General features: G+C 63.5%; 16 protein-coding genes, 2 tRNA genes and 1 pseudogene. 5 read left to right on the top strand and 14 right to left on the bottom strand.

Annotated features, from left to right (window positions below; all coding sequences use genetic code 11):
- Positions 1–179: 179 nt before the first annotated feature.
- The 7 genes and pseudogenes from B3397_RS22475 to B3397_RS01020 all read right to left on the bottom strand — a co-directional run.
- Positions 180–276, bottom strand: a pseudogene (locus B3397_RS22475) (YkvA family protein); the annotation flags it as partial.
- Positions 277–392: 116 nt separating this feature from the next.
- Complete coding sequence (locus B3397_RS01045; RefSeq protein ID WP_296246449.1) at positions 393–1,517, bottom strand: ABC transporter substrate-binding protein; 1,125 nt, start codon at positions 1,515–1,517, stop codon at positions 393–395.
- Positions 1,514–2,302: an ABC transporter ATP-binding protein gene (locus B3397_RS01040; RefSeq protein WP_296246447.1), complete on the bottom strand. Its 789-nt coding sequence runs from the start codon at positions 2,300–2,302 to the stop codon at positions 1,514–1,516. Before B3397_RS01040 ends, B3397_RS01045 begins: the two co-directional genes overlap by 4 nt.
- Positions 2,299–3,357, bottom strand: a complete 1,059-nt coding sequence (locus B3397_RS01035) for a FecCD family ABC transporter permease (protein WP_414704331.1) — start codon at positions 3,355–3,357, stop codon at positions 2,299–2,301. Before B3397_RS01035 ends, B3397_RS01040 begins: the two co-directional genes overlap by 4 nt.
- On the bottom strand, positions 3,354–5,717 hold the full coding sequence (locus B3397_RS01030; protein ID WP_296246445.1) for a TonB-dependent siderophore receptor: 2,364 nt from the start codon (positions 5,715–5,717) through the stop codon (positions 3,354–3,356). The genes B3397_RS01035 and B3397_RS01030 overlap by 4 nt, the downstream gene beginning before the upstream one ends.
- Positions 5,718–5,832: 115 nt before the next feature.
- The gene (locus B3397_RS01025; RefSeq protein WP_296246444.1) at positions 5,833–6,756 is read right to left on the bottom strand and encodes a FecR family protein; all 924 of its coding nucleotides are present in this window, start codon (positions 6,754–6,756) and stop codon (positions 5,833–5,835) included.
- A complete protein-coding gene (locus B3397_RS01020; protein WP_296246443.1) occupies positions 6,746–7,294 on the bottom strand; it encodes an RNA polymerase sigma factor in 549 nt (182 codons plus the stop codon). Before B3397_RS01020 ends, B3397_RS01025 begins: the two co-directional genes overlap by 11 nt.
- Before the next feature lie 279 nt (positions 7,295–7,573).
- Here B3397_RS01020 and B3397_RS01015 point away from each other — a divergent pair, with 279 nt between their 5' ends.
- Positions 7,574–8,014 carry a CBS domain-containing protein gene (locus B3397_RS01015; protein WP_296246442.1) on the top strand — a complete coding sequence of 147 codons (441 nt, stop codon included), beginning with the start codon at positions 7,574–7,576 and terminating at the stop codon, positions 8,012–8,014.
- A 76-nt stretch (positions 8,015–8,090) separates the two neighbouring features.
- Here the strand turns inward: B3397_RS01015 and B3397_RS01010 are convergent.
- Both B3397_RS01010 and B3397_RS01005 read right to left on the bottom strand, forming a co-directional pair.
- Positions 8,091–8,167 (bottom strand) — tRNA-Asp (locus B3397_RS01010).
- 19 nt (positions 8,168–8,186) lie between these two features.
- Positions 8,187–8,262: transfer RNA gene (locus B3397_RS01005), tRNA-Val, on the bottom strand.
- 163 nt (positions 8,263–8,425) lie between these two features.
- Here B3397_RS01005 and rdgC point away from each other — a divergent pair.
- The 3 genes from rdgC (at position 8,426) to sugE (ending at position 11,139) form a co-directional block, all read left to right on the top strand.
- The gene (rdgC, locus tag B3397_RS01000) at positions 8,426–9,346 is read left to right on the top strand and encodes a recombination-associated protein RdgC (protein ID WP_296246440.1); all 921 of its coding nucleotides are present in this window, start codon (positions 8,426–8,428) and stop codon (positions 9,344–9,346) included.
- Between the two features lie 419 nt (positions 9,347–9,765).
- Positions 9,766–10,722 carry a bile acid:sodium symporter family protein gene (locus tag B3397_RS00995; protein ID WP_296246438.1) on the top strand — a complete coding sequence of 319 codons (957 nt, stop codon included), beginning with the start codon at positions 9,766–9,768 and terminating at the stop codon, positions 10,720–10,722.
- Between the two features lie 102 nt (positions 10,723–10,824).
- The gene (gene sugE / locus B3397_RS00990; RefSeq protein WP_296246436.1) at positions 10,825–11,139 is read left to right on the top strand and encodes a quaternary ammonium compound efflux SMR transporter SugE; all 315 of its coding nucleotides are present in this window, start codon (positions 10,825–10,827) and stop codon (positions 11,137–11,139) included.
- 128 nt (positions 11,140–11,267) lie between these two features.
- On the opposite strand, the gene pepN is transcribed toward sugE, so the two are convergent.
- From pepN to B3397_RS00970, 4 genes are all read right to left on the bottom strand, one after another.
- Complete coding sequence (gene pepN / locus B3397_RS00985) at positions 11,268–13,925, bottom strand: aminopeptidase N (RefSeq protein WP_296246434.1); 2,658 nt, start codon at positions 13,923–13,925, stop codon at positions 11,268–11,270.
- 12 nt (positions 13,926–13,937) lie between these two features.
- Positions 13,938–14,768, bottom strand: a complete 831-nt coding sequence (locus tag B3397_RS00980; protein ID WP_296246452.1) for a DUF2797 domain-containing protein — start codon at positions 14,766–14,768, stop codon at positions 13,938–13,940.
- Between the two features lie 26 nt (positions 14,769–14,794).
- Complete coding sequence (locus B3397_RS00975) at positions 14,795–15,055, bottom strand: YeaC family protein (RefSeq protein WP_296246433.1); 261 nt, start codon at positions 15,053–15,055, stop codon at positions 14,795–14,797.
- 135 nt (positions 15,056–15,190) lie between these two features.
- Positions 15,191–16,336 carry an MFS transporter gene (locus B3397_RS00970; RefSeq protein WP_296246431.1) on the bottom strand — a complete coding sequence of 382 codons (1,146 nt, stop codon included), beginning with the start codon at positions 16,334–16,336 and terminating at the stop codon, positions 15,191–15,193.
- Between the two features lie 74 nt (positions 16,337–16,410).
- Between B3397_RS00970 and B3397_RS00965 the strand changes: the two genes are divergently transcribed.
- The gene (locus B3397_RS00965) at positions 16,411–17,295 is read left to right on the top strand and encodes a LysR substrate-binding domain-containing protein (protein ID WP_296246428.1); all 885 of its coding nucleotides are present in this window, start codon (positions 16,411–16,413) and stop codon (positions 17,293–17,295) included.
- Here the strand turns inward: B3397_RS00965 and B3397_RS00960 are convergent.
- On the bottom strand, positions 17,292–18,017 hold a 726-nt coding region (locus tag B3397_RS00960), incomplete at its 5' end, for a LysR substrate-binding domain-containing protein (protein WP_296246426.1). The genes B3397_RS00965 and B3397_RS00960 overlap by 4 nt on opposite strands.

The following is an 18,017-nucleotide window of genomic DNA, read 5'->3' as shown; positions in this document are numbered from 1 at the left end:
CGGCGTACAGCCGCGAAGGCATCACGAAAATCCCTGCCAGACCCACACCGCCAACCCGACCCAAACCACCACCACGACCCCCGCCATCACCCAGCGGCCCGGCAAGCCCACCCGCGTTCCTGCCCGGCGCAACGCTTCAGGCTCACAACGTTGACGCACCGCTACAGGTGTCAGCCGCAGCGCCCAATAGATGCCCAGCGGCACCAACAGCACGTCATCCAGATACCCGAGCACCGGTATGAAATCCGGAATCAGATCGATCGGACTGAAGGCATAAGCCAGCGTCCCGAGCCCCACCAGCCACGGCAGCCTGGGCATATCAGGCTCGCGACAGCACAGCCACAGCAGGATCAGATTGGCTTTGAGGCGCTTGGCCCACGCCTTGAGTTTCTTCACAGAGCGACCTCGGCAAAACATAGACGCTGGAAGAACACGAAGGGTCGATCCGGCAGGGTGGTAAAGGTGGCGATCATACGCCGGTACTCGGCATCTGGGTCCAGGTCGGCAAAGGCCTGCGGCCAGAAGGCCTTGGCCAGGTAGTAGGCACCGGCCACATTGAACACGCTGTTGTAGAACTGATGGTTGAGCCCGACCACGCAACTGTCGGGGCTTCGGGCAATGGATGCGAACCCAGGTCGTGCCAGCAGCAGGGCCATGGCATCACGCACCTGCCCGGCGTCGGCGCCATAGCCGAACGGAATGGCGCTGACGCCCCGACGCACACGCTGGGTGCCGGTCATCAGGTAAACGTCTGGCTTGCTCAGGATCAGGCTCTCCAGGGCAACGTCCGACGAGTCACCCCGGACATAGTGCGACCCTTGGTTCACCGCCCCCATGTTTTCTACCAGCAACCCCCAACCACTGGGCCCCTGGGTATGGCAGCAGGCACCGCCGCCTGCCTGCCCTGCCCTGGCCTCGATGAACACCTTGGGCGATGGCAGGCCCTCGATACGCTCACGCAGGTGCGCCAGGCTGGCGTGATACGCGTCCAGGTAAGCCAGCGCCTCGGTCTCACGCCCCAGCACCCGGCCCAGCAGTTCGACACTGCGGGGGACATTGATCAACGGGTCGATCTCGTTGTCGACGTAGATCAAGGGGATGCCCAGCCGTTGCAGGACCGACTCCAGCACCGTGCCCTCGATCATGGCCTTGGCGCCAAGGCGGGCGACAATCAGATCGGGGCGCGTGCGCAGCAGGCTCTCGATGTCCAACTGCCCGGATTCGGCGAATTCGATCTCGTGCACGGTGCGCGCCTGGGGCCAGCGCTGCGCAACCAACCGCCACAGGCCTGGATCGGAGCTGGCCAGGTTGTTGTCCCAAGCCACTATTGCGCGCAATGGGTCATCGCGCTCCAGCAGCGCCAAGGTCAGCAGGTCGTTGCTATCCTGCAGCACGATGCGTTGCGGTGCCTTGGCCAGGATGACCGAACGACCGGCCAGGTCCACCACCGTGCGTGGGTAGTCGGCCGCCCCGGCAGCGCTGGCGAACAGCAGCCAGACCAGTAACAGAGACCTCATGCCAGCGACCCGTCGACCAGAATCTGCACACGGCCCCGGCTGCAGCGTTCGACCCGGGCCTGCACCCGGTAGACCTCGGCCAGCATCGGCGCGGTGAGGGTGTGTTCAGGGCTGCCCGCTGCGCGCAGACGGCCGTTGTGCAGGACCATGATGTGGTCTGCCCAGGTCGCCGCCAGCCCCAGATCGTGCAACACCACCACCACGATACGGCCTTGATCGGCCAACTGGCGAACCATGCTCATCACATCGTTCTGATAGCGCAGATCCAGGGCACTGGTGGGTTCATCGAGCAGCAGCAGGCGGGGCTGGCGGATCACCGCCTGGGCCAGACTGACCATCTGCCGTTGGCCGCCGGACAACGCTTCCAGCGGGCGCATGGCCAGGTGCACGATGCCCAGCTGTTCGAGCACCTCATAGGCGCGCTGCTGTTGGCCCTGGGCGTCCAGTTGCGCCTTGATCGGGTCGCCACCGCGCAGCGCACCGAGCAGGGTTTCCAGCACGCTCAAGGCAATGCCATCGGGCAAGGTCTGTGGCATGAAACCCAGCACCGCCGCGCGCGCACGGCGGTTGCACGTCAGCAGATCCAGCCCATCCAGGTGCACGCGCCCCTGCGCCGGCAACAGCCCGGCCAGGGTCCGCAGCAGCGTTGACTTGCCCGCCCCATTCGGGCCGACCAAAGCCACCACCTGGCCGGACTGCAGGTCCGGCAGATCGATGTCATGCAACACGGTGCGGCGCCGATAGGCCACGCTCAAGCCCCGCACGGTCAAGGTGGTGAGGCTCATTTGCGGCCCTGCTTGAATATCAGGCTGATGAACAACGGCACGCCCACCAGCGCGGTAACGATACCGACCGGCAGTATCACGCCAGGAATCAGCTGTTTGCTGACAATGGCCGCCAGCGACATGATCAAGGCGCCCACCAGCGCGCTGACCGGCAGATAGAAGCGGTGATCCTCGCCGATCAGCATCCGCGCGATGTGCGGCCCCACCAAACCGATGAAACCGATGGTGCCGACAAAGGCCACCGCCGTGGCTGCCAGCAAACTGATGCGCAGCAACGCGCCGAAGCGAAGACGGGCCACGTCGATGCCCAAGGTGGCCGCACGTTCTTCACCCAGGCGCAGGGTGGTCATCTGCCACGCCGCGCGCACACTGGAGGGCAGTACCAGCAGCACCACCAGACCCAAGGTCTGTACCGCCGGCCAACTGGCCCGGTTGAGACTGCCCATGCTCCAGAACACCAGTTGCTGCAGCGCATCGGCCGATGCCAGGTATTGCAGCAGTGCCACCATGGCGTTGAAGCTGAACACCAGGGCTATGCCGAACAGCACCAGCGTCTGCACGCCGCCGGTCATGCTCGCCACCGCTTGCAGCAGCAATACCGAGCCAAAAGCGAAAATGAAGGCATTGACGGTGATCAGCCAACTGCCGGGGACCCCGGGAATACCCAGGTCCAGCACGATGGCCAAGGCCGCGCCCAGGGACGCGGCCGACGACACACCCAGGGTGAACGGGCTGGCCAGGGGGTTATTGAGGATGGTCTGCATCTCGGCGCCGGCCAGTGACAGGGCCACACCCACCAGTACCGCCATCAAGGCGAACGGCAGGCGCAGTTCACGGACGATGACCTGGGTGTCCGGATCGACGCTGGCGGGCATGAACACCGCCCGCACCACATCGCCGAGGGAAAACGCGGTGGTGCCCAGGGCAATATCGGCGACCAGGCAGCACACCACCGCGACGGCCAGCAGCAGGCTGATCGCCAGGCGTTTGCGCAGCACGCTGCGGTAGGCGCTGTGCAGCTGGGCCTGGCTGGTGATGGCTTCGAGCTGATTCAAAATTTCGCACTCACGGTAGCGATGACCTGCGCCGGGGCGCCGGCATAGTTGCCATCGGTACCGGCGGCGGTCTCGATGTACTTGCGGTCGGTGAGGTTGCGGCCGTTGAGCGAGACCCGCACGTTCTCGTCGATGTCGTAGAACAGGCTGGCATCGATGCGGGCGTAGCCGCTGACGTCATAGCTGTTGTCGATGTCGCCCTGGCGCTCGCCCACCGCGATCACCCCGGCACCGAAGCCCAGGCCTGCCAGCGGGCCTTCCTGCAATTGGTAGCTGGACCACAGCGAGCCGCTGAGGGTGGGCACGCTGGGCAGCTTGTTGCCTTCGTCGATGGCGGTGTCCTTGGTCAGCTCGGCGTTCAAGGCGCTGATGTTGCCAATGATCTCCCAGCCCGGCAGCGGTGTACCGCTGACGTCCAGTTCGACACCGCGCACGCGCTGCTCGCCGGTCTGCACCGAATAGGCGTCGTCTTCAGGGTCCGGCGCGGCGACGTTCTGCCGGGTGATCTGGAACACCGAGAGTGTGGCGCTGAGCTGGTCGGGAATCAGTTCGAACTTGGCCCCCACTTCATACTGCTCGCCCTCCTCCGGGTCCAGCACCCGACCATTGCTGGCCAGGTTGCTCTGAGGCGTGAACGAGGTGCTGTAGCTGGCGTACAGCGCGACCCAGTCCAGGGGCTGATAGACCACACCCAAACGCGGCGAGACCTTGGTGGGATCGACCTTGGTCAACGTGTTCTGGTAGTCGGCGTTGGTGGTCACGTTGTCTTGCCGGGTGTCGTCGTAGCGCGCGCCCAGCAGCAGCTTCCACTGATCGGTCAGGTCGATCTGGTCTTGCAGGTAGAAACTGTAGGATTCCAGGTCGTAGCTGGCCTTTTCCTGGAAAGCGAAGGGCCCGGGTACCGCGCCGTAGACCGGGTTGTAGATATCGATCGAAGCCAGCGAAGCGCGGTAGCTGCTGGTGTCGCGGGTGCCATCGATGTACTCGAAACCGGCCAGCAGGGTGTGGTCGATACCCAGCGTGGCGAACCGGGCGATGGCCTCGAACTGAGCATCCAGGGTACGAATGGTTTCTTCACCATCGGTGGCGCGCCGCGCCAGGGTTCGACCGTCACTGCCGATGCCCCGCAGGTCGACCACGTAGCGGTCCTTGTGGGAATCGTCCCAGCGGGTCATCTGGCGCAGGGTCAGCCAATCGTTGAGGTCATGCTCGGCGCGATACCACACGGCGAATTTGTCGGCTTTGTCCCGCGACCACGGCTCGTGCAGGTAGCGGTCGGCATTCATGCTGATCTTGCCGTTCTGTGGCAGCAGGCCACGGTCGAACGGGCTGGTCTGATCGATGTACTCCATACCAGCGTCGACCCGGGTGCTGTCCGAAGGCTCCCAGCGAAAAGTCGGCGCGACATAGGTGCGCTTGCTGTCGCGGAAGGTGTCGCGAAAACCCCGGTCAGTCTGGGTGGCCAGTGTCAGGCGGCCGGCCAGGGTTTCGGCCGGATCGAGGGCGCCGCTGGCATTGGCCTCCAGCCGATAGAAGTCGTAGGAGCCGGCCTGGGCCTTGACCTGAGCTTCGGGCTCGAAGGTGGGCTTGCGCGTCACCAGGTTGATCAGCCCGCCTGGGTTGCCACGGCCATAGAGCACAGACGCCGGGCCCTTGAGCACTTCCACGCGCTCGACGTTGGCCAGGTCGCGCAATGCCTCGGGGCGCGATACCAAGGGGTTGATCAGCATGCCGTCGACCGCATAAGTGGTGGCCTGGAAGCCGCGGATAACGAAGCTCTCCGAGGAGCCGCCGTGGCTGTTGCCACGTTGCACGCTGCTGACATTGGTCAGGGCGTCGCCCAGGTTGTTGACCTGTTGATCCTCCAGGACCTGGCGCGAGACCACCTGGATCGACTGCGGGATATCCCGTAGCGCCGTGTCGGTCTTGGTGCCGGTGGCGCTGCGGGTGGCGCGATAGCCCTGCACCGGGCCGTCGGCGTGTTCGACATAGTGGCTGGAGACGATGCTCGAAGGTGCCAGGCTCAGCGTGCCGCTGGCCGGTTGGGGAAACACCAGCAAGGTACCCTCGGCAGTGATCTGCCAGCCCAGTCCCGAGCCCTGCAGCAACTGTTGCAAGGCCTGTTGCCGGGTGAGGCTGCCGCTCAGCGCCGGGGCGAACCTGCCAGTGGCCAGTGCGCCATCGAAGCCCAGCTGCAAGCCATTGCGTTGGGCGAACTGGGCCAGGGCCGACGCCAGCGGTTGAGCGGGTATGGCATAGCTGATGGCGGCACTGGCCGGTTGCGGATCGGCGGCCCAACTGGCGTGCATGGGTAGCCAGAGGGTCAGGGCAAGCGTCTGCAAGGGGATGGAACGCGACATCAACGAAATCCTTCATGAGGCTGCGGGCGACAGCGGGTTTCATTTGAGAACTTTTCTCAAACCGACCATGAAAGACGTTGAGCTCGACGATTTTTTCCAGATGGGTACAAAAAAACTAGAAATTTCCCAAGGTCCGTAGCCAGGGACCGACCTTGCGCTGCGGAGTATTCAGACTCTGGGCCAACGCCAGCATGGCTCGGTCTGGGTCGCGCAAGTCGAACACACCGGTCAGGCGACGCTGTTTCAGGGCGGGGTCAGCGACAACGATCCAGCCCGGCGTATAGCGCTGCAACTGCTCGACGATGGCGCTGACCGGCTGGTTCTCGACGAACAGCGAGCCCTGGCGCCACGCGCCGATCTGCTGGGGCGCCAGGGTCGTGCGTTCGATGTGACCGGACGGCCAGTCCAGGCGCAGGGTTTGCCCTGGAGCGAGCCGCTCGCTCAGGGCTTTTTCGGCGTTCTCGGCGAGCACCTGGCCGCGGGCGAGGCTGACCTGAGCCCGCTGGCCCTGCAATTCCAAGTCGAAGGCCGTGCCAAGCACCCGTACGTCCAGATGCCCCGCGGTGGCTACAAACGGGCGCTGCGGATCATGGGCCACGTCAAAGAATGCCTGGCCACGCAGCAACGTCACATGCCGAGGGTTATCGGCCGCTACGCTGAGTTCGGATTCCGGCCCCAGGGTCACGCTGGAGCCGTCGGCCAGGATGACTTCGCGGGTCTGGCCAGTGCCGGTGTAGAAGTCCGCTCGCCAGGCCTGGGTTGCCGGGGGGATTGCCAGCACCGCGATCAGGGCCAGGCTGGCTGCGACGGCCAGGCCGGGCCAGTAACGGCGACGCCGAGGTGGCGTGGGCGTAACCGGCACAGGCTGAGGCGCCAGATGATCCAGCGCGCCCATGAGCTGTTCCATGCGCTGCCACGCCGCACGGTGAGCACTGTCGGCCTGCAGCCATTGCAGGAACTCGTGACGTGCCTCGGGCGCTTCCTGCAAGCGCAGATGCCAGTCCGCGGCTTGTTCCAAGGCATCGGGTTCAGTGTTCACGGGCAGGGCTCGGGGCAGGCATGGGCGGCTCCTGGGGGTCATCCAGTTCTCGCGCCAAGTTTACCAGCGCTTCACGCAACAAGCGGTGCGCGGAGGTCAGGGAAATCCCCAGGCGCTCGGCAATCTGCGCCAGCGTGCAGCCACCGAAGCGGTGCATCTCGACGGCGGTGCGGCTGGCTTCGGGCATGGCCTGCAGGGCCCCGGCCAAACGATCCAGCGCCATGCTGTGCTGGCAGATATCGGCGGGGTCGCTGCCATGGGACGGCAGCACCCAGGCGGGCGGTGCGCTTTGCTGGGCCTGCTCGCGGCTGCGGCTGCGCTTGAGGTCCAGCGCCAGGTTGCGCACGATGCGATACAGATAGGCCGCAGGCTGTTCGACGATGCCCTGCCCCTGCGCCTTGCCTGGAATGAAGCGAATGTAGGCCTCCTGCACGATGTCCTCGGCCTGCACGCGGTCGCCGGTGATCTTCGAGGCATAGGCGACCAGCTCGCGGCGTAATGTCAGGAACACATCCAGATGGGAAGAGGACTGGGCCATGCAGGTGCCTCGGCGAATGACGAGACGCCTGAGGCGACCCGGAAAGCCCGTGAGTCTAGGGAGAATGGGAATCGGTTTCAACTACCGCCAAGCGCGCTTTCCTGACCCGTTCAGGCGGCTACACCCAACGTCAGCAAGCTGCAGAACGTTGTCGGACATGTGGTGTTCGCTTTGGGAATGTACGGGACCGCGCTGTGTGTGGGGTAATCCGCCCAGCAGCGGGCGCCGCCGAGGGGGCTGAATCCGCTGCTACACTTGCCTTCTTTGGAGCCACAACTCATGAAAACCGTCGCAGAACTGTTGAAGAGTAAAGTCCAGCACAGCCAACAGGTCCATACCATCGAGCCGCAGCAGATGGTGGTCGATGCGCTTAAGGTCATGGCCGAGGCGAATGTGGGTGCCCTGCCCGTGGTGGTCGATGGCAGCGTGGTGGGCATCGTCAGCGAGCGCGACTATGCACGCAAGATGGTCTTGAAAGGCCGTTCATCGATCGGCACCCCTGTCAGCGCGATCATGAGCGACGGGGTGATCACTGTGACGCCGCAACACACCATTGCCGAGTGCATGGCGTTGATGACCGACAGGCGCCTGCGCCATCTGCCGGTGGTGGATGACGGGCGATTGCTGGGACTGCTGTCCATCGGCGACCTGGTGAAGGAAGCCATCGCCGAGCAGACGAGCCTGATCAAGCAGCTGGAGCAATATATAAGAGGGGAATGAACAGGCAAAAAAAAAGCGACCCGAAGGTCGCTTCTTTTTTGCTTCAAGGAGTTCAAGGGCCTTGAAGCGGAATAAATGGCGCAGCGGACGGGACTCGAACCCGCGACCCCCGGCGTGACAGGCCGGTATTCTAACCGACTGAACTACCGCTGCGCGTAACACTGAGAGAGATTGGTGGGTGATGACGGGATCGAACCGCCGACCCTCTGCTTGTAAGGCAGATGCTCTCCCGGCTGAGCTAATCACCCTTTGTCTCTCGGTGTGGCGCGCATTCTACGGAGCGACCCAGGGTCTGGCAAGCACTTTTTTAAAAATTTTTCTTAGGCCTTCCAAACACTTAGCACAGGGTTGGCGCGGGCCTGCTACACGGAGAATAATGCGCCCCTTATGTGTTGAGGAGTGATTCACCCCATGTGGTTCAAAAACCTGCTTGTCTATCGCCTGACCCAAGATATCCCCTTCGACGCCGAGGCCCTGGAAACTGCACTGGCCACCAAACCGGCGCGCCCATGCGCTAGCCAGGAGTTGACCACCTACGGTTTCGTCGCGCCGTTCGGCAAGGGCGAAGATGCTCCATTCGTGCACGTCAGCCAGGACTTTCTGCTGATTGCCGCGCGCAAGGAAGAACGCATCCTGCCCGGAAGCGTCGTGCGTGATGCGGTCAAGGAAAAGGTCGAAGAGATCGAAGCCGAGCAGATGCGCAAGGTGTACAAGAAGGAACGCGACCAGATCAAGGATGAGATCATCCAGGCCTTCCTGCCGCGTGCCTTTATCCGTCGCTCGTCGACCTTCGCCGCCATTGCGCCGAAGCAGGGCCTGATCCTGGTGAACTCGGCCAGCCCCAAACGCGCCGAAGACCTGCTGTCTACCCTGCGTGAAGTGATCGGTTCGCTGCCGGTACGCCCGCTGACGGTAAAAGTCGCGCCGACCGCCACCATGACCGATTGGGTCAAGACCCAGAAAGCCGCTGACGACTTCTATGTACTGGATGAGTGCGAGCTGCGTGACACCCATGAAGATGGCGGTATCGTGCGCTGCAAGCGTCAGGACCTGACCAGTGAAGAGATCCAGCTGCACTTGAGCACAGGCAAGCAGGTGACTCAATTGTCCCTGGCCTGGCAGGACAAGTTGTCGTTCGTGCTGGACGACAAGATGGTGGTCAAGCGCCTCAAGTTCGAAGAGCTGCTGCAGGATCAGGCCGAGGAAGATGGCGGCGAGGAAGCCCTGGGGCAGCTGGATGCCAGCTTTACCCTGATGATGCTGACCTTTGGCGAGTTTCTGCCGGCATTGTTCGAAGCGCTGGGCGGCGAGGAAATTCCGCAAGGCATTTGATTGGCGGTGCGCCCATCGCGGGTAGAACCCGCTCCCACAGGAGCTTTGCAGTGTTTGGCAGATCTCTGTGGGAGCACTGGGCGGCGAGGAATTCCGCAAGGCATTTGATTGGCGGTGCGCCCATCGCGGGTAGAACCCGCTCCCACAGGAGCTTTGCAGTGCTTGGCAGATCTCTGTGGGAGCACTGGGTGGCGAGGAATTCCGCAAGGCATTTGATTGGCGGTGCGGCCATCGCGGGTAGAATCCGCTCCCACAGGAGCTTTGCAGTGCTTGGCAGATCTCTGTGGGAGCACTGGGTGGGTGGAGCCGCTCCCACAGCAGTTCTGCGGCGCTCAGCAGATCCTTGTGGGAGCGGGCTCTGCCCGCGATGGGGCCCGTTCAGACACTACACAACTCTCTCTATATAAGAAGGAAACCCCATGCGCGCCCTGGCCGCTCTGAGCCGCTTCGTCGGCAACACCTTTGCTTACTGGGTCTTGCTGTTCGCCGTGCTGGCGTTCCTCAAGCCTGAATGGTTCATCGGCCTGAAAACCCTGATCGTGCCACTGCTGGGCCTGGTCATGTTCGGCATGGGGTTGACCCTCAAGCTTGAAGACTTCGCTGAAGTCACCCGTCACCCATGGCGCGTGGCCCTGGGCGTCATTGCCCACTTCGTGATCATGCCGGGTGTGGCCTGGCTGCTGTGCCAGGTGTTCCACCTGCCGCCGGAAATTGCCGTCGGTGTGATATTGGTCGGTTGCTGCCCGAGCGGTACCTCGTCCAACGTCATGACCTGGTTGGCCAAGGGTGACCTGGCGCTGTCGGTAGCGATTGCCGCCGTGACCACCCTGCTCGCTCCGCTGCTGACGCCAGCGCTGATCTGGCTGCTGGCTTCGGCCTGGCTGCCGGTCTCGTTCATGGAAATGTTCTGGTCGATTTTGCAACTGGTGATGCTGCCGATCGTGCTCGGCGTGTTGGCGCAGAAAGTCCTGGGCGCCCGCGTGCAGGTGGCGGTCGACGTGCTGCCGCTGGTGTCGGTGGTGAGCATCGTGATGATCGTCTGCGCGGTGGTTGCCGCCAGTCAGGCAAAGATTGCCGAGTCGGGTCTGCTGATCATGGCCGTGGTGATCCTGCATAACAGCTTCGGCTTCCTGCTGGGCTATTTCACGGGCAAAGTCTTCAAGCTGCCCCTGGCACAGCGCAAGTCGCTGGCGCTGGAGGTGGGCATGCAGAACTCCGGGCTCGGGGCAGCCCTGGCCAGTGCGCATTTCTCACCGCTGGCAGCGGTGCCCAGCGCGCTGTTCAGCGTCTGGCACAATATCTCCGGTGCTCTGCTCTCGACCTACTTCCGCCGCATGGAAGGCACCGACGAGCCGGTGAACGCCACGCAACCTTGATCGATCGATCAACTTTGGGCAATATAGTGCACACCGCCGGGACGACCCGGCGGTGTTATTTCAACAGCGGGGACGACCCCATCTTCGATGAGGTTTAAAACCATGTCCTGGTTTCTGTTGTTTTGTGCTGGCCTGTTCGAGGTCTGCTGGGCCATCGGCCTGAAATACACCGACGGGTTCACCCGCCCCCTTCCCACCGTATTGACCGTAGCCGCCATGGCCGCGAGCCTTGGCCTGCTTGGGTTGGCCATGCGTGAGCTGCCGTTGGGCACGGCGTATGCAATATGGACAGGTGTCGGCGCGGTGGGCACGGTGATCGCCGGGATCGTGCTGTTCGGCGAGTCCATGGCGCTGGTGAGGATGGCCAGCGTGGGGTTGATCATCGTCGGGTTGGTGGGGTTGAAGGTCAGCGCTTGACAGGGGTGTCAGCACCGGCCAATCGCGGGCAGAGCCCGCTCCCACAGGGGTCCATGTTGCACTGAAGACCCCTGTGGGAGCGGGCTCTGCCCGCGATTAGCCGGAACTGACACTGCAGATACCTGACCTTAAGCCAGACTCTTGCTCACCACCTCATACACGTCGCTGGACAACGCGCCCGACGCCAGAATCCGCTCCAACTCCCCTTTCATCAGCGCCTGACGCTCGCTGTCGTACTTTCTCCAGCGAGTCAGCGGCGACAACTGCCGCGAGGCAATCTGCGGATTCAATGCATTAAGCTCGATGACCAGGTCTGCCAGGAAGCGATAGCCCGAGCCATCGGCCGCATGGAAGTTGATCAGGTTCTGTCCGGCAAACGCACCGATCAGCGCGCGCACCTTGTTGGGGTTTTTCAGGGTGAACGCCGGATGCTGCATCAGCGCCTTGACCCGCTCCAGCCCGCCCGGCAAACCGCTGGCTGCCTGCACGCTGAACCACTGGTCCATCACCAGCGGGTTGTCCTTGAAGTGCTCGGCGAAGGCGGCCAATGCCTTGGCTTTGTCCGCTTCGAACGGCGAATTCACCAGCACCGCCAGCGCTGTCAGGCGCTCGGTCATGTTGTCGCAAGCGTCGTACTGCTCCAGCGTCGCTGCTAGTACCTCAGGCTTGCCGCTGAGCATCAGGTACGACAGCGCAATGTTCTGCAGGGCCCGCCGGGAGAAGTGTTCCTTCTCGGCCACATAGGCGGTGGCCTTGGACACTTCGCGGTTGCTCCGATAACGCGCCCACAACCCGTCGAACAAGCCATCGGCCAATTGCTGACGAGCAAATTCGCGGGCGGCATGGATGGCATCCACGTCTGCCACCTCGCTGATCTCGGTCAGGTACGCCTCGCTCGGCAACGACAGCATCTCGGCAACCATGGCCTGATCCAGGCCGTCATTGCCCAGCACGCTGGCCAGCGCCTTGACCAGCCGCTGATCCATGACCAACTCGGCGCCCTGCTGGTACTGCCCGATCAGTTCCTGCAACACCTGCACAGCCAACTGCTGACCGGCGTCCCAGCGGTTGAACCCGTCGGTGTCGTGCTGCATCAGGAACATCAGTTGATCGCGGTCGTAGGGGAAGCTCAGTTTCACCGGCGCACTGAAGCCGCGCAGCAGGGACGGCAGCGGTTGCTCGGCCACCTCGACGAAGGTGAACGTCTGCTCTGCCTCGGTCACTGCCAGCACACGGCTGGTGCCAACGGCAGCAGATTCGTCGCTCAGGCGCAGCGCAATCTCCTGGCCTTTGCTGTCCAGCAAGCCCAGTGCCACGGGAATCACGAAAGGCAGCTTCTCGACCTTGTCCGGGGTGGCCGGGCAGCTCTGGCGGAAGGTCAGGCTGTAGGTCTTGGCCACGGCATCGTAGCTTTCGCTGACCGCCAGGCGTGGCGTACCGGCCTGGCTGTACCAGCGTTTGAACTGGCCGAGGTCGGCGCCGTTGGCGTCTTCCATCGCCTTGATGAAGTCGTCGCAGGTCACCGCCTGCCCGTCGTGGCGCTCGAAGTAGAGGTCGCTGCCCTTGCGGAAACCTTCATCGCCCAACAGGGTGTGGATCATGCCGACCACTTCCGAGCCTTTTTCATACACGGTCAGGGTGTAGAAATTGGAGATCTCGATAAAGCTGTCCGGGCGTACGGCGTGGGCCATGGGCCCGGCGTCTTCGGCGAACTGGTGGGTACGCAGGTAGGCGACGTCCTGAATGCGCTTGACCGTGGCCGAGTTCATGTCGGCACTGAAGCCGGAGTCGCGGTACACGGTGAAGCCTTCCTTGAGCGACAGCTGGAACCAGTCGCGACAGGTCACGCGGTTGCCGGACCAGTTGTGGAAGTACTCATGGGCGACGATGGCTTCGACGCGCTGGTGCGCGGCATCGGTAGCGGTTTCGGCGCGGGCCAGCACGGCGCTGGAGTTGAAGATGTTCAGGCCCTTGTTTTCCATGGCGCCCATGTTGAAATCGTTGACCGCCACGATCATGAAGATGTCCAGATCGTACTCGCGGCCATAGGCCTCTTCGTCCCAGCGCATGGACTTCTTCAGGCTGGTCATGGCATGGGCGCACTTGTCGATGTTTTCCGGCTCGACATAAATGCGCAGTGCCACGTCACGGCCACTCACGGTGGTGAAGCTATCCTCCACGCACCACAGGTCGCCGGCCACCAGGGCGAACAGGTACGCCGGCTTCATGAACGGGTCTTCCCAGGTGGCCCAGTGGCGGCCGTCTTCCTGAGGCCCATTGCCCACCGGGTTGCCGTTGGACAGCAGCACCGGGTACTCATGCTGGGCGGCGATCAGCGTGGTGGTGAAACGGCTCATCACATCCGGGCGGTCGAGGTAATAGGTGATCTTGCGAAAACCTTCGGCCTCGCACTGGGTGCAGAACATGCCGCTGGATTTGTACAGGCCTTCCAGCGCGGTGTTGGTTTCCGGGTGAATGCGCACGCTGGTATCGACCGTGAAGCTGTCGCTTGCAGGATGCAGGGTGAGGCTTTCGGCGCCGAGCTGATAGTCGGCTTCGCTCAGGTCGGTGTCGTCGAGCTTGACGCTCAGCAGCTCCATCAGTTCGCCGTCGAGCACCAGCGGCGGCAGTCCGTCGCCGCGCGCGGGGTTGCGGCGCATCACCAGTTGCGCATGGACCAGGCTGTGGTCGTCGAACAACTCGAAGGTCAGGTGCGTTTCGTCGATCAGGTAATCGGGCGCCTGATAGTCCTTCAGATAGATCATTTTCGGTTGTTCGGTACGCATGCTCGAATCCTTCTACTGATGCACGGCCAATTGGTAAGCCGTGTACTTGCGAATATTGATGACGCCGGTGTCGAAGATCAGATATTGACCCTTGACGCCCAGCAACGTGCCCTCGGCCACCGGATTCTTGTCCAGGTTGAAACTGACGATCTTGGTGGGGTACGCGTGCACCGGGTAGCGGATTTCGAGCGGCTCGACATCGAGCAGCGGCTGGATGGCCTGCAAACCGAAGCGCTCCTGCAGCATATGGATGCCAGCTGCACAGCTGTCGAACAACTGCTCGCGGATCGCCACCAGATCCACCGCCTCGGCATCACCCTTGAGCAGCGCACGCCAGTTGGTGCGGTCGGCTACCTGCGAGCGGAACAGGTCCTCGACCAGGCCCGACTGCTGACGCGTCGCCACACGCATGATCGGCAGCGCCTGGCTGGCGCCCTGGTCCAGCCAGCGGGTCGGCAACTGGGTAGCACGGGTAATGCCCACCTTCACACCCGAAGAGTTGGCCAGGTACACCACATGATCGGTCATGCAGAACTGCTCACCCCACGCCGGATCACGGCAGGTGCCGGACTCGTAATGGCACTTTTCCGGGGCCATGATGCACACGTCGCACTGGGCGAGCTTGGTCATGCATGGGTAGCAGTAACCCTGACTGAAGCTGGTCTTGGTTTTCCTGCCGCAGTTGACGCAATGGATGGCACCCAGGTACTCCAGGCGCACGGTCTTGCCGATCAACGGATTGACCGCCACCTCGCTGTCACCCAGGCGAAAATGATACTGCACGCCAGACTCGTCGAGCCGTGCGGACATCTTGCTGACCGAACCACGGCCAATCTCTTGCAGGGAGCTATCGCTCAACAGATCGATACTCAATGGATCGCGTCCGACTTGAACAGGATGTTCTCGACCGGAGCCGACTTCGACGCGCATTCCTGCGGGCCCATGTATCCGGTGCGCTGGTCTTCGGGCAGGTTCTTCATTTCCCAGGCGATTATCGCCTGCAGGGACAGTTCCTTTTGCTCGGCGGTGAGCTTGCGGCCATCGGACCATTTACCGATTTCCACGGCCAGCTTGAGGCTTTCGTAGATGTCCGGGGTGATGTTTTCGATCATGTGGGCGAATGACGACATGGGGAGGCCTCCAGGGAATGGGGGGTATTTTAACGGGTGCGGGGGCCCGCTACCACCGCCCCGGCCCTGTCTGCCGAGGCAATGCTTTTGGCCTCTGCGCATTTGGCCTCGGCTGGTTGCGGCCTCATTCCACACTTACTCGGAAACGTGCAGCACCTCCTCTACCGGCCTGGCACAGGCCACTGCAGCGGCGGCGAGCAACAGCGCGGGCACGGTGTACAGCCAGAAGGCCGGCACTATGGGCAGCAGCAGTCCGGCCAGGATGGGACCCGCGCCGGCGCCGATGTCCCTCCATACCGAGCGAGTGACCAACGCTTGTACCCGTTCCGGGCCTGGGGTGCGATGGGCAACGATGGGTGCCAGCAGCGGCAATTGCAGCGCGCGCAGCACCACAATGGCGGCTGCAGAACTCCATAGCCAACCGGCACCGAAGCCGATCAGCGCCAGGCTGGTGAGCACCGATAGCACCAGCAACACCTGTTCGGCACCCCAGTGGTCGGCCAGCCGGCCGCCCGCTGGGCTGAGCAGGATTTCTCCCAGATAGCGAATGGCGAGCAGTGTTCCTGCAACTACCACCGCGCCGCCTGGCAACAGGTCGCTGCCCAGGTAGGAGAGGCCGATGATGAACAGGCCATCCAGGGTAAAGCCCTCGAGAAACGACCAGGCATCAAGGCAGTTGGGCATTTGCAGCCTTCGCCGTGCACTGGCCATGGGATGACCGAGCGCCGGCAGCCCTCGACTGGCGGCCAGCCCGATCAATGCAATGGCTGCCAGCAGCCAGAACAACAGGCGCGGACCTCCGCCATAGGCCAGTACGGCACCCAGAGGCAGCGCCAGTACCGGCCCCAATGCAGTGAACGCCCGAGAGCGGCCAGAGCGTCGCGCCGCGCCACTCGGCTCGGCGGTGGCCAACGCCTGGGTCGAAAGATTCAGCGCCGCGAACGACAGGCCCCACAGCAACCGCAACGGCAGCAGCGCCCAGAAGCCGGACAGGCTGGCGTAGCCCAACGCACATACCGCGCCGGCCATGACCGCCCAGGTACAGGTGCGCCGGTCACCATGCCGAGCATAGAAGCGCGCGACATAACCGTAGCCGGCGATCCGTATCAAGCGGTTCGCCGCCAGCAGCAAGCCCACTTCTACAAGGGTGACGCCGAACTCGCTGGCGTACATTGGCAGCAGCAGGTACAGCACGGTATCCGCCGGCAGCACAAGCGCCAGCGCCAGCGCAGCCAGGCGCGAGTGGCGGTCTACGGCAGAGGTAACAGGAAGAATGGACATACCGCCATGCTGCACGTGGCCGTCAGTCCGGACAAACGAGATTATCGCGCGCCATGTGTGCAAAAATCGCACGCATGATCAGTCCTCTGCCTCCTCTCAACGCCGTCCCTGCCTTCGTGGCCGCCGCCCGCCACCAGAGCTTCACCCTGGCGGCCGGCGAACTGAACGTGACCCACAGCGCTGTCAGCCGCCAGGTACAAGCCCTGGAGGCCTACATGGGCGTGCAGTTGTTCGAGCGACGCGTGCGCCAGATCAGCCTGACCGTGGAGGGCCTGCGGTTCTTTGCCCAGGCCGATGCCGCCCTGCGGCAGATCGCGGCGGCCACCCAGTCGGTCATGGGCCAGGCGCCCGGGCGGGTGGTGCGCATCAATGTTCGCCCGACCTTTGCCGTACGCTGGCTGATTCCGCGGCTGCCGCACTTCGTCGAGCGCCATCCCGGTGTCGAGCCGCTGGTGCTGACCAGCACCGTGCCTCCCGAGAGAGCCACTGACCCCTTCGACATCGCCATTCGCCGCGGGATGGTGGGCTGGCCCCCCGCGGCCCTCCTGCGGCCGTTCCTGGAGGACGACGTGTGCGTGGTGGCCTCGCCGGCCTCGTTGGCGGCCCACCCGGTGCGCACCCCGACAGACCTGTCTGAGCTGGCGTTGCTGTGGTCCAGAACCCGCAAGGGCGACTGGGATGCCTGGGTGGAACATACCGGGCATGAGCGGATCAAGCCGGCGGGGCAGATGCAGTTCGAGCACGTGCATTTTGTGGTGCAGGCGGCGATCGATGGCCTGGGCTTCGCCGCCGTGCCGGCGTCGCTGGTGGCCACCGGGCTGGCGTCGGGACAACTGCAATGTCCGTTTCCAGAACTGCGCATGCCGATCACCCGCTACTACTTCACCGTGGCGGCGGACGCCGTGCCCGAGGCCCAGTTGTTCGCTCAATGGCTGGAAAGCGAAGCGCGCAGCGGCTAGAGCCGAAAGTGCTGGGCAATCGCGGCGGCCAGCAGATCGATAGCCTGTTCCGTCTGGCTGGACCTGGCCCGCAGCAGCACCACTTCATGCTCGGCGATGACCGGCAGGCCGTGCAGAATCTGCATGCGACGAGTCACCCGGGCGTGATCGATGAGGGTAATCCCCAGCCCTGCCTCTACGCAGGCACTGACCGCCTGGCTGGAGGGGCTGTCGACCACGACACGCCATTGCCGGCCTTGCTGCTTCAAGGCCTCGAGCATGACTCGCCGATACGGACAGTCATCGGCGTACAGCGCCAGGGGCAGCGGGTCGGGCCATTGCGCCGGGCTGTTCAGGCCGCCCACCCAGACAGGCAGGGTGCTGAGCAGTACTTGAGCATTCGGCACCCTCGCCTCTCGCGATTGCACCATCACTGCCAATTGCAGCTTGCCGCGCTCCACCAGATCGCGCAGCGAATAGCTGGGGGCGGTCTTGACCTCCAACACCACATTGGGCCAGGCCGCGGCAAAGATCGGCAAGATGTCGCGGATCACATGGGCGGAATATTCGTCCGGAATACCCAAGGTGACCCTGCCCGACAGTTGGGTACCTTGTACTTCGCTCAAGACCCGGTCGTGGGTATTCAGCAACTCGGTGGTGGCAATCAGCAAACGCTGGCACAGCACGGTCAAGGCGACGGATTGGTTGTCTCGGTCCAGCAGTCGGCCGCCGGCCACGCTCTC

It is taken from the genome of Pseudomonas sp. UBA4194, from assembly GCF_002379585.1.
Classification (GTDB): domain Bacteria; phylum Pseudomonadota; class Gammaproteobacteria; order Pseudomonadales; family Pseudomonadaceae; genus Aquipseudomonas.
The sequence above is the reverse complement of the archived record's forward strand: the minus strand, read 5'-3'. Positions and strand labels throughout refer to the sequence as shown.

Excerpts from the sequence above, each read along its gene's own strand:
- B3397_RS00970 (WP_296246431.1), bottom strand. The coding sequence starts at position 16,336 with ATGTCCATTCTTCCTGTTACCTCTGCCGTAGACCGCCACTCGCGCCTG.
- B3397_RS01020 (WP_296246443.1), bottom strand. The coding sequence starts at position 7,294 with ATGGCCCAGTCCTCTTCCCATCTGGATGTGTTCCTGACATTACGCCGC.
- rdgC (WP_296246440.1), top strand. The coding sequence starts at position 8,426 with ATGTGGTTCAAAAACCTGCTTGTCTATCGCCTGACCCAAGATATCCCC.
- B3397_RS01045 (WP_296246449.1), bottom strand. The coding sequence starts at position 1,517 with ATGAGGTCTCTGTTACTGGTCTGGCTGCTGTTCGCCAGCGCTGCCGGG.
- B3397_RS00975 (WP_296246433.1), bottom strand. The coding sequence starts at position 15,055 with ATGTCGTCATTCGCCCACATGATCGAAAACATCACCCCGGACATCTAC.
- B3397_RS00965 (WP_296246428.1), top strand. The coding sequence starts at position 16,411 with ATGATCAGTCCTCTGCCTCCTCTCAACGCCGTCCCTGCCTTCGTGGCC.
- B3397_RS01030 (WP_296246445.1), bottom strand. The coding sequence starts at position 5,717 with ATGTCGCGTTCCATCCCCTTGCAGACGCTTGCCCTGACCCTCTGGCTA.
- B3397_RS00995 (WP_296246438.1), top strand. The coding sequence starts at position 9,766 with ATGCGCGCCCTGGCCGCTCTGAGCCGCTTCGTCGGCAACACCTTTGCT.
- B3397_RS01015 (WP_296246442.1), top strand. The coding sequence starts at position 7,574 with ATGAAAACCGTCGCAGAACTGTTGAAGAGTAAAGTCCAGCACAGCCAA.
- pepN (WP_296246434.1), bottom strand. The coding sequence starts at position 13,925 with ATGCGTACCGAACAACCGAAAATGATCTATCTGAAGGACTATCAGGCG.
- B3397_RS01040 (WP_296246447.1), bottom strand. The coding sequence starts at position 2,302 with ATGAGCCTCACCACCTTGACCGTGCGGGGCTTGAGCGTGGCCTATCGG.
- sugE (WP_296246436.1), top strand. The coding sequence starts at position 10,825 with ATGTCCTGGTTTCTGTTGTTTTGTGCTGGCCTGTTCGAGGTCTGCTGG.